Genomic DNA, 14,433 nt, shown 5'->3' with positions numbered 1-14,433 from the left:
GAAATGGATTTTGATATTTTAGGTGATAATATAGATTTTAAAGTAATGGAGAGTGAAATGGATTGCGGCGTTAAGATAAAAGTAATTGGTGTTGGTGGAGCAGGTGGAAATATGATAAATCATATTGTAGAAACTTGTGCTAGTTCTTTAAAAGTTGATATTTCTAATGTAGATATTATGATTGCAAATACTGATATTCAAGATATAAATAGGTCAAAAGCAAACATTAAAATACAATTAGGACCAAAGAAGACAAATGGTCGTGGAGCTGGTGCAAATCCTGAAATAGGTAGAATTTCAGCTGAAGAAGTTGAAGATGAAATTAAAGAACGCTTAGCAGGAACAGAATTATTATTTATCGCTGAAGGTCTAGGTGGTGGAACTGGCACTGGTGCAGGTCCAGTTATTGCTAAAATTGCAAAATCTTTAGGCATACTTGTTGTTTCTGTTGCTACATTCCCATTTAGTTATGAAAAAGCTAGAATTAAAGCTGCTGAAAAAGGATTAGAAGAGCTAAAAAAAGAAAGCGATTGCGTTATATTAATCCAAAATGATAAGTTAAAATTAGTAGTTCCAAAAACTTTAAATACTAGAGAAGCTAACAAATTTGCTAATGATGTTTTAGTAAATGCTGTAACCGGCATAATTAAAATGTTATTAATTGAAGCTGATACTAATATAGATTTTGCAGATGTTACTTCTGTTATGAGCCATCGTGGAACAGCACTTATGGGAATGGGAAGAGCTGAAGGTGAAAATGCTATTAAAGAAGCGTATGCAAATGCAATTGATTCTCCATTATTAGAAAATTATACAACTAATCTACAAGATGCTAAAGCTATGATAGTATTTTTTAGCTATGGTGAAAATATTCCTTTCTTCCAACTTGTTGAGACAATGGAAGAGATTTCAAATTCTAGTAACGAAGATTTAAATGTATTCTGCGGACATGTATTAGATACTAGCTTGCCAGCTGATGCTGTTGAAGTTACTATTATAGCTACAGGTTTTGATGAAACAAGAGCACAAAAAGCTAAAATTGAGCAAGAGCACAAAAAGCGTGAAGAAGAGTTAAGTTATAAAATAGTTCAACCTGAAATGCAAAAAGTAAGTGGCGGAACAATAAAAGTAGATTATAAAACTAGAGATTTTAACGAACCTGCATTCGTTAGAAATGGTCAAGATTAATATAAAAAATGTAGCTCAAAATATTGCTACAATTTTATTTATGGGGGACAAAATGTCTCCCAAATGTCCCCACAATATTTTTTGCATATATTTATTTAAAAAGATTTTAAAAGTATTTCAAAGCCGATTTAATGGGCTTTTATAAAGATTTTGTAAAGTATGTTGTAAAGGTTTTTTGAAAGTATTTTATAAAATGTAAAGCAAAAACTCTTATTTTATACACTTTGTAAAGCACTTACATTTTACAAAAATCAAGCTTAAATAACGAGCACATAAAGCTTTCAACTTATTTTATATCACTTACATTCTTTACATAAGTTTATATAATAAAAAATCTAGCAATGATTAAAAACCCATTGCTAGATTTTTTTTCTAAAAGCAAAATAAATTAAGATTAATTGTAAAAATGCTAAAAATAGTATTAATTTTATAGAATTTAAAAAGCCAATTTCGTAATTATTATTAAAAATTATAGATATTATCATCACAGCATAGCTTCCAAAACTTTGTTGAAAAGTATTTATATAATTATTTGCATTTGTTTTATCTTTAGAAATTTTTATAGAGTAAGAAATTAAAGCACTCATAGATAAGCCTTGTGCGAAAGCATAAATTAAATAACATATTGAAAGATTTAATAAGGTTTTTTCTTCAATATTTAATAATAAAATATTTGCAATTATTATGATAAAAATACCTAGCAAACTTAATTTAAAAGAGCCAAATTTATCGCTTAAATATCCGCTTATTGGAGATAAAATAGCAGCAATTAATGAGCCTAAAAGCATTACTTTACTAGCTTCAAAATTATCATAATTTTTATTCATAATTAAATAATTCGGTAGTATTAATGAGTAGCTTAAAGCAAAAAATTGCATTAAAAATACAATTAAAGTAGATGAGAAAAATTGCAAATTCTTAGCACTTGCAATAATTTTGCTTTTATTTAGCATAAAAATAATTAAAATACTAAAAAATAAAATATAAATATATTTAATACTTATAGCAACACTAATTACTAGCAATACAATTAATATATATTCTTTTAAGTCTAATTTATATTTTGTTCCAAGATTTGGAATATTTTTAATTCCTAAAACAAAGGCAAAAACCAAAAAAGGTATTAAAAATATAAAAATATCTTTAAACTTAAAATATTTCATAATAAATCCACCATAAATTGGCCCAAAACCAGGTGCAGTCGCTACTAAAAATATACAAAATCCCATCAAAAATCCGAAGTATTTTTCACTAGCTTTATAAATTATCATATTAAACATAAGTGGTAGAGCAATACCTGCAGCAATTCCTTGTAAAAATCTAGCAAAAACTAAAATATAAAACTCACCTGCACTTGAGCAAATTATTAGGCTTATTAAAAATAATAAATTAGTAAAAATAAAAAGTTTTTTAGTATTTATTTGATTTACTAAATATGAGCTTAGTGGCATTGTAAGTGTGATTGCTAGTAAAAACATAGAAGTAAGTAAAGAAGCTTTATTAATATCAATATTAAAAGTTTGTATTAAATAAGCAAAAGTAACATTTAAAGAAGTTTCAATTAATACGCTTAAAAATGATATTAAGCCTAAAGATATTAGGCTTAAAATTAGATTTTTATTCATTAAAATCAATTACATATCTAAAAGAATTTGAATTATTCAATAAATCATCATAAGCTTTATTAATTTCATCAGGTTTTATGATTTTAACCTCTGGATAAATTGAGTGTTTTAATGAAAATTCAAGCATTTCTTTAGTTTCTTTAATGCCACCTATTAATGAGCCATAAATTTTCTTATGACTTACTCTAATTAAGGCATTTAGATTAATTGATACTTGCTCGTTTATTGGTGGTAAGCCAACGATTGCCATTTCTCCGCCGTATTTTAAAGTTCTTGCATACGCTAAGACATCGTATTTACTTGGAATTGTGCTAATTATTACATCAAATTTTTTATCAACCTTATTAATATCATTATAATAATTACTTGCTCCAAGTTTAATGGCTGCTTCTTTTTTAGTATCGTTTCTAGCTATTACACTAACATTTGCACCCATTGCTTTTGCGTATTTAAAAGCCATTACACCCAAGCCTCCAAATCCTGCGATTGCTACATCCATACCTTTACTAACTTTAGAGAATTTAAGTGGAGAATAAGTAGTAATTCCAGCACAAAAAAGTGGAGCAATTAGTTTTAGTGGAGCATTATTAGGAACTTTAATTGCATAGTTTTTATGAACTTTTATATAATTTGAATATCCGCCTTTAGTAATTTCTGAATTATTAAAATAATCAACGCTATTATAAGTCCAAACAGCACCTTTTTGACAAAATTGCTCATTTGAGTTTAAACAAGCATCACATTCACCACAAGAATTAATCAAACAACCAATTCCTGCGTAATTTCCTATTTCAAATTCTTTTACATTTTTACCGATTTCAACTACTAAGCCAACTATTTCATGACCTGGAACTATAGGATATTTTGTAGCTTTCCATTCATTTTTAGCAGCGTGAATATCACTATGGCAAATCCCACAATACATAGTTTTAATCAATATCTCATCATCTCTTAAAGCACTTCTTTTAAAAGTAATTGGCTTAAAATTAGCACTTTCATCATAAGCTGCAAAGCCTTTAGTTATAATTTCACTCATATTTTTTCCTTATTTGCAAGTTAATTCTAAAGTAGCGTTTAATTTAAAATCACTATCTTTTTCTATTGGTGTATCATCGTATTTATAATCAGCACCTAATATTTGATTTTGTGCTAATTCATAATGTTTTATTGATTTTATTTCACAAATTTTATTTGTAAGATTAGAATATTTATCTTTTATACTTATAGCTTTTTTAAATATTTCATCATACAATTCTTGTTTTATTATGCTTATTTCTTCTTTACTAACTGATAGATTTAAGGCAGGAGAATTAATTGTAATATACTCATTATTAGCTAGTATGTTATCTATATCTTTTAATAAATTCTTATAGTTTTGATATTCCTCTTTTTTAAACTCGCATCTTAAAGCAGAATCAAATTTATAACCATTTGGAATATTCATTCCATCTTGATAGGCTATATTAGGTTGTAATATATAGCTTCCACCTTCACATAAATTACTTTCTTTTACTCTTTCTAATACCTTAGAGAATAACTCTTCTATTTCATTCTTTTCATTTTCATTTAGATTTTCTTTTATACTAAGTTGTTTTGTCATAGTAAATTTTGGATTTGAAATATAAGAATCATAATTTAATCTTTTTTCTACTTCTATTGTTTGCTCAATAACAATTTCATCTTTATTTATTAAATACTCATAAATTTTAGTAGATATTAATCCTAATATAAAGAATATAAATAAACTAAAGCATAAGCTAAAACCTTTTAAAAAATTTTTCATTCTATCTCCTTAAAAAATAAATTCCATAAGCATAGATTATGCCAAAAATAGCACCAAAAATATGAGCCTGCCAAGCAATATTTTGAAAAATCACAGCAGAAATTATACTAGTTACTACAATAGCTATTAAAAATCCATTTTGTCTTAAAATAATTGCAGCATAACCCATCAAAGCACTAATAGCTCCACTAGCTCCAAGTAAAATGAAATTATAATATCCCATATTTATCATTAAATAATAATACCCCAAAGATGAAATAATTGCACCTACAAAATACACAATTAGTAAGTGTTTGATATTTAAAAATCTAAGAATTTGAGATAGCATAAAAAGCATTACCATATTCATAAAAATATGCTCAAAATCTCCGTGCAAAAACGAGTAGGTAAAAAATGTATAAAAATCACTTCCATAATAAAGTGCAAAGTTATTTATAAATACAGATTTACCAAATAAAAATTCAAGTAAATAAATCAACACATTTAAAAAAATAATCGCATAAAAAACCATTTTAACCCTTTAATATTTTTAAAGTTATATAATAAATTATCATTTTATTAAAAAGGGTTAAAAATGCAAAAAAAAGTATATTTTTATGCGACCTGTCTAGCAAGTGCTGCTATGCAGAATACTATTTTAAACTCTATTAAGCTTTTAAGAAGTGCTGGAGTTGAAGTGATTTTTAAAAAAGATCAAACCTGTTGCGGTCAGCCAAGTTATAACACAGGATATTTTAAAGATACTAAAAAAGTAGCTTTATATAATGCCGAATTATTTAGTGAAGATTTGCCTGTAGTAATTCCTAGTGGAAGTTGCGGTGGTATGATGAGCCATGATTATGTTGAGCTTTTTAAAGATGACGCAAATTATGAAAAAATTAAAAAATTTAGCTCAAAAGTAATAGAGCTTAGTCAATATTTAGAACAAATCGGATTTAAGATAGAAGATAAAGGAGAGCCTATTAAGGTTACTTGGCATAGCAATTGCCACGCTTTAAGAGTGCAAAAAAGCATTGAAGCTTCTAAAAATTTATTAAGAAGTCTTAAAAATGTTGAATTAGTTGAGCTTAAATATGAAGAAGAATGTTGCGGATTTGGTGGGACTTTTAGTGTAAAAGAGCCTGAAATCTCAAACGCTATGGCAACTGCAAAAGTAAATGATATAGTTGAAAGTGGAGCAAAGGTTATAATTTCAGCTGATGGTGGGTGTTTATTAAACATTCGTGGAACTATTGCAAAAATGGGTCTTGATATCAAAACTTATCATTTATATGACTTTTTAGCTGCTAGAATGCAAGGAGAAAAGATATGAAAAATCATAGTGAATTAATTAAAACTAAATTAGCTGATAAACAAATGAGAGAAAATGTAAGCTCTGCAATGCACGCCTTACAAGATAGAAGAAAAAATCTAATAAATGCAAAATTTCAAGATTGGCAAGGGCTTAGAACAAAAGCACAAAAAGCTAAAAATAATGCTTTATATACCTTAAAAGATAGGGTATTAGAATTTGAAAAAAATGCTACAAAAAATGGAATGAAAGTGCATTTTGCAAATACTAAAGAAGATGCTTGTGAGATAATTTATGAGCTAATGATGGAAAAGAAAATCAGTAAAGTCTTAAAAGGCAAATCAATGGCTAGTGAAGAAATAGGCTTAAATCACTATTTAGAACACAAAGGCTTAAATGCAATTGAAACTGATTTAGGAGAGCTAATTTTACAATTAGGTAATGAAACTCCTGTTCATATAGTTGTTCCTGCAATTCATAAAAATCGTTATGAAATAGGAGAGTTATTTAGCGAAAAATTAGGCGTAGCTAAAGAAAGTGAGCCTGAAAAATTAAATGCAATTGCTAGAACTCATCTAAGAAATGAATTTGAAGGTTTAGAGATGGGAATTAGCGGGGTAAATTTTGCAATTTCAAGCGAAGGTGCTATTTGGCTGATTGAAAATGAAGGCAATGGTAGAATGTGCACAACTGCTCCAACTATTCATGTAGCAATTTGTGGAATTGAAAAAATAGTAGAGAGTTTTACTGATGCAGCTACAACTGATACATTATTAACTCCATCTGCTACAGGACAATTTATCCCTGCGTATAACAATATTATTACAGGCCCTAGAAAAGCTGATGAGCTAGATGGTCCTAAAGAAGTGCATATAATATTATTTAACAACCATAGAACAAATATTTTAAGTAACGAAGATTATTATGAAGCATTACGCTGCATTAGATGTGGTGCTTGTATGAACTTTTGTCCTGTGTATGATAAAATCGGCGGTCATAGTTATGATGCTGTTTATCCTGGTCCAATTGGAGAAGTTATATCTCCGCAATTATTCGGTATGAAAGAGCATGGAGATATTTTAAGCTTATGCTCTTTATGTGGTCGTTGCTCTGAAGTTTGCCCTGTAAAAATCCCACTTGATAGTATGATTAGAAAATTACGCCGTGATAAGATAGGTGAAGCTGGGGACAATGCTCCACTAGGTGCAAATGAATTAGAGCATAGTGCAATGGAAAGCTATGGATTTGCTAAGTTTGCTGATATTGCTACAAGTCCAAAAATGTGGAGAGTTGCTATTGGTAACGCAAGTAAGTTTAACTGGCTATTACAAAGTCTAGGAACAAGCCTACCTGTGCTTAAAAATTGGGCTACTTATAAAGACTTACCTGAACTTAAAGGAAATATTTATAAAGAATTAGAAAACTTAGAAGGAGTTTCTTATGAATAAGAGAATTGAAGAGATAAGCAATCGCTCAAGAAATCAGATTTTAAACGCAATTGAATGTGGTGTAAGACACGAGTTAAATGATAAAAGTATAGACCCAAGTGTGCATATAAAACAAAGCGATAATCCTTTAGAAGAAACTAAAACTAAAATGAGTGAAAACAAATTTGAAGTTCATGAAGTTAGTGGCTTAGACAATGTTTATGATGAAATAAACAAAATCACAAGCTCTTATGGATATTCATCTTTAATTTATCCAAAAAGCCTAAGTGCTGATGTAGAAAAAATAAATGCAAGTAAAAAAGTTTGTTTTGATAAAAGCGTAGAAGAATTAAGAAGTGAAGTTTTTCATAGTGATTTTTCAGTAATTGATGTAGAATTTGCTATTAGCTCACATGGGGTTGCTTGTGTAAAATCAAGTGCAAATCAACCAAGAATGCTAAGCCTTGCTCCAATGCTTTGCATTATGCTACTTGATAAAACAAAAATTGAGCCTTCACTTGCTAGTGGTCTTGCTAGAATAAAAGCTGAAAATGAGATTTTACCTACTAATATTTTATATATTGCAGGTCCTAGTAGAACATCTGATATTGAGCTTGTAACCGTTTTTGGAGTTCATGGAAGTCAAAAAGTTCATATAATATTTTACTAAAATTTACCCCTAATATTAGGGGTAAAATATTATTATTTTATATTCTAATCATTTTAAATTCTCATTTGTAATTTTTATATTTAAGCATTAATTTAAAGTATTTAATATTCTTCTAAATAAGGGGAAAATATGAATGAGAATTTAAAAATTAATTTAAAAGATAGTAAAAGAATTGTAATCAAAGTTGGCACATCAACTCTAACTTATGAGAATGGTAATTTAAACTTAGGATTAATTAATAAGTTAGCTTGGGTTTTAGCTGATTTGAAAAATCAAGGAAAAGAAGTTGTATTGGTTACTTCAGGTGCGATTGGGGTTGGTTCAAAAAAACTTGGCTTTAAGCAAAGACCTACAATTACTATGGAAAAACAAGCAGCAGCAGCAATAGGTCAAGCAGAGCTTATGCATATTTATCAAAACGCATTTGCTAATTTTAGTTCATTTGTAGCACAAGTTTTACTAACTAAAGATGATTTTGAAATAGAGCAAAGAAAACAAAATACTGAAAACACTTTAAATACTTTATTAAAATACGAAATTATCCCGATAATTAATGCTAATGATACTATTTCAACTTATGAGATTGAATTTAGTGATAATGATAGCCTTTCAGCTAGTGTTGCTTGTCTAATCAAGGCTGATTTGTTAATAATCTTAAGTGATATAGATGCATTTTATACAGCAAATCCTAAGAACAATCCTAATGCAAAAAGAATTTCTTATGTAGAAAAAATCACAGATGAGATTATGCAAATGGGCGGAGATAAAGGTAGTGAGTTTAGTATAGGTGGTATGAAGACAAAATTACAAGCTGCAAGTAATTGTGCTAAAAATGGTGTAAGAATGGCTATTTTAAATGGCTCTAATCCTATGAATATTAGCGAGTTAATTAGTGGTGCTGATATAGGAACTATTTTTGATAAGGAGTAAAAATGATTGATATTTTATGTAAGAATGCAAAAAATGCAAAGACTAAATTAGCTAAGCTTAATTCAGGTATTAAAAAAGAAGTTTTAAATTCTTGTGCTGATGAAATACTTGCAAATATTGATGGTTTATTAAAAGCAAACCTTAAAGATATTAATGATAATTCAAATCTAAAAAGTGCTTTTGTAGATAGATTAAGACTTAATGAAAATAGAATAAATAATATGATAAGCACTTTAAGAAATGTCGCTTTACTTGATGATGTAGTGGGTAGGGTAGTATTTGGAAAGACTTTAGAAAATGGTCTAAAAATGCAGCAAATTAAGGTGCCTTTAGGAGTGGTTGCTATTATTTTTGAATCTCGTCCTAATGTTTGCGTAGATGCTTTTGCACTATGTTTTAAGAGCTCTAATGTAGTGATTTTAAGGGGTGGAAAGGAAGCTTTAAATACTAATTTATTTTTAGTTTCAATTTTTCAAAAGGTATTAAAAAGATTTGATTTAGATGAGAATTTCGTTCAGATTGTAAGTGATACTAACAGGGATTTAGTAAAAGAGCTTTTAAGGGCGAATGATTATATAGATGTTGTAATTCCAAGGGGTAGTGCTAGTTTGATTAATGAAGTTAAAAATAATAGCCTAATTCCTTGCATACAAACAGGAGTAGGGAATTGTCATATTTATGTTGATTATAATGCGAAAATAGATGATGCTATAAATATTATAAATAATGCTAAAACGCAAAGACCAGGGGTATGTAATAGTGTAGAGACTTTACTCATTAATAAAAATATAGCTAGTGAAATTTTGCCTTTATTAGAAAGCAAAATGCCTAATGTAGAGCTTAGGGTTTGTGCTAAGTGTGAGAAATTTTTAAAAAATTATAAAAAGGCAAATGATAGTGATTGGGAAGAAGAATTTGAAGATTTAATACTAGCTATTAAAATAGTAGATGATATTAATGAAGCTATACTTCACATTCAAAAATACAGCACAAATCATTCAGAAGCGATAATTTCTCAAGATTATACTAATATTAATAAGTTCTTAGATGAGATTGATTCAGCAGTTTTATATGTAAATGCTAGCACTAGATTTAGCGATGGTGCGGAATTTGGCTATGCGGCTGAAATAGGAATAAGCACTCAAAAACTTCACGCAAGAGGTCCTATGGGATTAAATGAATTAACAACTACAAAATATCAAATCATAGGAAATGCTCATATTAGAAAATAAACTTAAAGCCTAATTTTTAGGCTTTAATATAAGCGTCATTTTAATACCATCTTCATTGCTATAATAATTTTTTAAGATTTTTTCTTCTTTAAATTGAAGTTTTTTATATAAATTAATAGCATTTATATTGCTTACTCTTACTTCTAAAAATATCTTTTCTTTATTTAATACTTTAGCATTATTAATTAGTTCTTCGCATAATTTTGTTCCTATTTTTAAACCCTTAAATTCATCTTTTATCGCTAAAGAATATATTCTAATACTATTTTTATAAGTAAGCTTCATAATATATCCAGCTACTTTTTTATCACATAAAAAAATAAATATATTTTCTTTTTTTATGTGATATAAGAAATTATTTTTACTTAACTTAAAACAATCATTTTTAAAACATTCTTCTTCAATTAGCAAAAGGTCTTTTAAATGAGTTTTAGTAGCTTTTATAATCATAGTTTTTGATATATTGTGTATTTTGGTATGATTTTTTCTGGACGATACGACATTTTAACTTTTTTTAGGTTTTCAAAGCCCATATCATCTCCCACATTTATGTATTTACAATCATATTTTTCTTTTAAAACTTTTGAAAATTCTCTAAAGATAAATTGAGCACAACCTAAAGTTTCAAAATCAGTTTTTTCAATCAATACACTTGCTGTATCGCTACATATTTTTTCACCTATTGTAAAGCCTTTTAATTCATCATCAATATAAATTACTAAGCCATCTAGTCCTAATGTCTCGTAATCTTGTAAGCATTTTTTAATCGCTAATCTTTCTTGATAAATTCCATCTAAAAACGCATCTACTTCTGCTTTTGGAACATATTTAATCCTATCGCTTACCCATTTATCAAAAAGCATTTTTATATCATCGCTATGTTTTTTACAATCTAATGTCTGTAAAAAATAATTTGGATATACTCTTTTAAATTTATTAATTTCGGTTCTTTTAGTGTGATAAGCATTACCCCTAAGCTCTATTAAATCATCGCTTACATATATATAATCTGCTAATTTTTTTTCTATTATATAATTATCTAGTGAGCTAAACATAACTTCACCTTCATTTGTATGGGTAATAAATCCTTCTAAGAAGTTATCACAAACATATTCAATTTTAGAGTAATATGTAGAAGTATTGTTTTCATTCATAATCTTAAAGCATTCTGGTATGCTATCATAACAATCTTGAGGTTTTCCTAGTGGTGGTAATAACATAGATAATTCTCCACCATTCATAACAAATAAGCAAAATGTATTATTGATTATTGAATAAAATCCACTAGCTTTAGAAAGCCAAATATAGTTCGCACAAAATGAATAATCACTGACATTAACATCAAAATCCTTTAAGTATTCTTGCATAATTGGTTTTGTTTTTAAGTCAAATGATTTTAGTGTATGTCCTTGTAGTTTTATCTCTGCCACTTTAATCCTTTTTTAAAAAAATGTCGCGATTATAGGTTATTAAAGTAACTTATTAGATATAATCAATTAGCTAAATTAATTATTTTCTAAGTGTTTTATAAATAGTTCAAATTAGAGAATTTGTTAATTTTTTACTTTTATATTTTTAGAAATATATGTAGATTTTGAATATGTTAAGTTTTTTATAAATTCTCTTGTTGTGATTTAATCATATAAGTATATTTTTAAATTCATAAAATTAACTTTTTAAACATTTATAAATATTTAATGAGTGTTTTGTTAATGGAGTTAGTTGATAAATAATTTTATATTTGTAATTTAATTTATCTTATTTTGAAAAATTTTGTTTTTAAATAAATATTTTAAAATAGGCTTTAAGTATGATTTATTTTAAGTCTATACCACGATTATTATAAATTGTAATTTATTTATGAGCTTGGCAAAATTGCAATAACTAAAATATTAGGCTATTTAAATACATATTTGTATTATTAATTATTTAAAAATAATGATTTTATTAATTATTTGAAAGTGTTTAATTATGAAATTTATTTTGAGTCTTTAATATATCATTGTCTAAAAGATATTCTAAAGCGTCTTTTGAATAATTTAAGAAGTTTTCTAATTCTTTTTTTTCATTTTCATTAAAATTATCAAGAACATAATTAATAACTTCATATTTTAAATCAGGTTTTCCAATTCCTAATCTAATTCTTTCATAATCATTACCTATAAAGTTATCTATGGATTTTAACCCATTATGACCACCAGAACTTCCACCTTTTTTAATTTTTAGCTTAGAAAAATTTATATCCATTTCATCGTGGCATACAATTATTCTTTCTGGTTTATAAAAATCTACGACTTTCTTTACACTTTCTCCTGAATTATTCATATAGGTTAGTGGTTTGAGTAGTAATATATTTTGTTTTTTATAAAGTTCTCCATTGCAGTTTAAACTTTGTTTAGTGTAAGAAGAATTAAGTAATTTATCAATTAACATAAAGCCTAGGTTGTGGCGAGTATTTGCATATTTCTCGCCAGGATTTCCTAAGCCTACTACTAAAATCATCTAGCTTTTTCAACTCCAACAACAGCTACACGACCAGCGTCAATAATTTTTACATTATCAGCAACTTTAATATCTCTTACTAATAAAGCATCACCAACATCTAAATCAGTTACATCTAATTCAAAGAAATTAGGTAAATTTTCTGCTTTACATTTTACTTTTAAGCGGCGTTTTGATTGAATTAATACACCTTTATTTTTAAGACCTTTTGCAGTTCCTACAACTTTTACTGGAACCATATAAAAGCTCTCAACACCTTTTAGTGCTATTTTTAAATCAACGTGCTTAATTTCGCTAGTTACTGGATGGTGTTGATAATCAACAATTACAACTTCATAAGTTTTACCATCAACACTAACAGGGAAAATTAATCCGTCTTTTTTACGAACTTCTTTAATAAATTCGTTTGTTTTAAATACCGCATGGATATTTTCAACGCCTTTGCCATAGATATTAGCAATTAGCATACCATCTTGTCTAGCAGCTTTAGCTGACTTTCTACCAATACTCTGTCTAATTTGTCCTTCTAACATAAAATGTCCTTTCAAAAAAAATAAGTGTGAATAATACTATAAAAAGTTTAATAAAAATATCATTCTTCTTGAGAAGCAAGTTTAAATTGAAAACCAGTGCTTACATTAGATGATGATTTTTTAGCTTCTCCAAATTTATAACCATCAATTAATACTTTCAAGTCATTTGCATTACTTGCTTTATCATACGCTTCTTCTTCTGTAATTCTTCCTGATTTATATAGCATTAGCAAATGTTGGTCAAAACTTTGCATTTTCATTGTGCCTTCTTTTAATACATCGCCTATTGAGTTTTCTCTACCTTCTAAAATAAGTCTTTTTATACGCTCATTTCCTCTTAAAACTTCAATAGCAGCTGTTCTTTTTCCATCTGTGGTTTTACATAATCTTTGAGAAATAACAGCCTTTAATACTCCAGAAAATGAACTTCTAATTCTGTTTTGCTCTTCTTTAGGGAACATTCCTAAAACCCTATTTAATGTTTCTTGTGCATTAATTGTGTGAAGTGTGCTTAAAACTAAGTGTCCTGTTTCTGCTGCGTGCATTGCTACTTCAATGGTTTCTAAATCTCTCATCTCACCTACTAGAATAATATCAGGGTCTTCCCTTAAAGCTGCTCTTAGTGCATCTTGAAAGCTTAAAGCATCTTGTCCTATAGCTCTTTGATTTACTATTGATTTTGCAGGTTTATATTTAAATTCAATTGGGTCTTCAATAGTGATAATATGTCTATGGTAGTTTTGATTAATATATTCAATGATTGAAGCAAGTGTAGTCGTTTTACCACTACCAGTTGGTCCTGTAACTAATATTAATCCTCTTGTTTCTGTTGTTGTTATATCTTTAATAACTTCTGGCAGTTTTAATGCTTCAAAACTTGGCATAGTATCAGGGATTGTTCTAAAAACAGCACTAGGTCCATTCATTGTAAAAAATAAATTCACACGAAAAGAGCCTTTGTATTTAAATTTATCTTTATTTTTAGGCTCATAAGAGAAGTCTATATTTTTATTATCTACAAATCTTGTAAAATCTCCCCTTGTTAGGGCTTTACATAAATCTAACATATCTTCTCTTGATATAATATCAGGTGCTATTTCGCTAATTTCTCCATTTACTCTACCTTTTGGATTTAGGTTTGAGCTAAGGTGTAAATCACTTCCACCAACTTCAATTAAGGTATTTAACCAACCATCTAAATTATCTCTTAATTCCCAACGAATATTTTCTAAATCTATTTCCATTAATAACC

General features: G+C 27.8%; 15 protein-coding genes. 6 read left to right on the top strand and 9 right to left on the bottom strand.

The genetic code is table 11. The features are described from left to right. Window positions 1-3: 3 nt before the first annotated feature. Window positions 4-1,188, top strand: a complete 1,185-nt coding sequence (gene ftsZ / locus AVBRAN12654_RS01735) for a cell division protein FtsZ (protein ID WP_336613818.1) — start codon at window positions 4-6, stop codon at window positions 1,186-1,188. A gap of 359 nt (window positions 1,189-1,547) precedes the next feature. Here the strand turns inward: ftsZ and AVBRAN12654_RS01730 are convergent, their stop codons facing one another. The 4 genes from AVBRAN12654_RS01730 to AVBRAN12654_RS01715 are packed head-to-tail and all read right to left on the bottom strand — an operon-like array spanning window position 1,548 to window position 5,107. Next, window positions 1,548-2,813, bottom strand: a complete 1,266-nt coding sequence (locus AVBRAN12654_RS01730; protein ID WP_336613817.1) for an MFS transporter — start codon at window positions 2,811-2,813, stop codon at window positions 1,548-1,550. Then, window positions 2,806-3,849, bottom strand: coding sequence for an NAD(P)-dependent alcohol dehydrogenase (locus tag AVBRAN12654_RS01725; protein ID WP_336613816.1), 1,044 nt, complete (start codon window positions 3,847-3,849; stop codon window positions 2,806-2,808). The genes AVBRAN12654_RS01730 and AVBRAN12654_RS01725 overlap by 8 nt, the downstream gene beginning before the upstream one ends. Window positions 3,850-3,858: 9 nt before the next feature. Next, window positions 3,859-4,596, bottom strand: coding sequence for a hypothetical protein (locus AVBRAN12654_RS01720; protein WP_214116595.1), 738 nt, complete (start codon window positions 4,594-4,596; stop codon window positions 3,859-3,861). A gap of 1 nt (window position 4,597) precedes the next feature. Then, window positions 4,598-5,107 (bottom strand): rhomboid family intramembrane serine protease, encoded by a 510-nt coding sequence (locus AVBRAN12654_RS01715; protein WP_214116597.1) that lies wholly within the window; start codon window positions 5,105-5,107, stop codon window positions 4,598-4,600. 63 nt (window positions 5,108-5,170) lie between these two features. Between AVBRAN12654_RS01715 and AVBRAN12654_RS01710 the strand changes: the two genes are divergently transcribed. The 5 genes from AVBRAN12654_RS01710 (at window position 5,171) to AVBRAN12654_RS01690 (ending at window position 10,146) form a co-directional block, all read left to right on the top strand. Further along, entirely contained in the window at window positions 5,171-5,908 is a 738-nt protein-coding gene (locus AVBRAN12654_RS01710) for a (Fe-S)-binding protein (RefSeq protein ID WP_214116599.1), read from the top strand. After that, complete coding sequence (locus AVBRAN12654_RS01705; protein WP_239802751.1) at window positions 5,905-7,335, top strand: LutB/LldF family L-lactate oxidation iron-sulfur protein; 1,431 nt, start codon at window positions 5,905-5,907, stop codon at window positions 7,333-7,335. Before AVBRAN12654_RS01710 ends, AVBRAN12654_RS01705 begins: the two co-directional genes overlap by 4 nt. Continuing rightward, window positions 7,328-7,984, top strand: coding sequence for a LutC/YkgG family protein (locus AVBRAN12654_RS01700; protein WP_214150424.1), 657 nt, complete (start codon window positions 7,328-7,330; stop codon window positions 7,982-7,984). Before AVBRAN12654_RS01705 ends, AVBRAN12654_RS01700 begins: the two co-directional genes overlap by 8 nt. Before the next feature lie 129 nt (window positions 7,985-8,113). Further along, window positions 8,114-8,914 carry a glutamate 5-kinase gene (gene proB / locus AVBRAN12654_RS01695; RefSeq protein WP_214116606.1) on the top strand — a complete coding sequence of 267 codons (801 nt, stop codon included), beginning with the start codon at window positions 8,114-8,116 and terminating at the stop codon, window positions 8,912-8,914. Window positions 8,915-8,916: 2 nt separating this feature from the next. After that, window positions 8,917-10,146, top strand: a complete 1,230-nt coding sequence (locus AVBRAN12654_RS01690) for a glutamate-5-semialdehyde dehydrogenase (protein WP_336613815.1) — start codon at window positions 8,917-8,919, stop codon at window positions 10,144-10,146. Window positions 10,147-10,155: 9 nt separating this feature from the next. On the opposite strand, the gene rimI is transcribed toward AVBRAN12654_RS01690, so the two are convergent. The 5 genes from rimI to AVBRAN12654_RS01665 form a co-directional block, all read right to left on the bottom strand. After that, window positions 10,156-10,596, bottom strand: coding sequence for a ribosomal protein S18-alanine N-acetyltransferase (gene rimI / locus AVBRAN12654_RS01685; RefSeq protein WP_214116611.1), 441 nt, complete (start codon window positions 10,594-10,596; stop codon window positions 10,156-10,158). After that, entirely contained in the window at window positions 10,593-11,576 is a 984-nt protein-coding gene (locus AVBRAN12654_RS01680; protein WP_336606890.1) for a DUF2156 domain-containing protein, read from the bottom strand. Before AVBRAN12654_RS01680 ends, rimI begins: the two co-directional genes overlap by 4 nt. Before the next feature lie 535 nt (window positions 11,577-12,111). Continuing rightward, on the bottom strand, window positions 12,112-12,648 hold the full coding sequence (pth, locus tag AVBRAN12654_RS01675; RefSeq protein WP_214116613.1) for an aminoacyl-tRNA hydrolase: 537 nt from the start codon (window positions 12,646-12,648) through the stop codon (window positions 12,112-12,114). Continuing rightward, on the bottom strand, window positions 12,645-13,181 hold the full coding sequence (locus AVBRAN12654_RS01670; RefSeq protein ID WP_214116615.1) for a 50S ribosomal protein L25/general stress protein Ctc: 537 nt from the start codon (window positions 13,179-13,181) through the stop codon (window positions 12,645-12,647). The genes pth and AVBRAN12654_RS01670 overlap by 4 nt, the downstream gene beginning before the upstream one ends. 59 nt (window positions 13,182-13,240) lie before the next feature. After that, window positions 13,241-14,425, bottom strand: coding sequence for a type IV pilus twitching motility protein PilT (locus tag AVBRAN12654_RS01665; RefSeq protein ID WP_214116621.1), 1,185 nt, complete (start codon window positions 14,423-14,425; stop codon window positions 13,241-13,243). Window positions 14,426-14,433: the final 8 nt, after the last annotated feature.

This window comes from Campylobacter sp. RM12654 (assembly GCF_020137585.1).
Taxonomy (GTDB): Bacteria; Campylobacterota; Campylobacteria; order Campylobacterales; family Campylobacteraceae; genus Campylobacter_E.
This window is presented reverse-complemented; position numbering and strand designations above follow the sequence as displayed.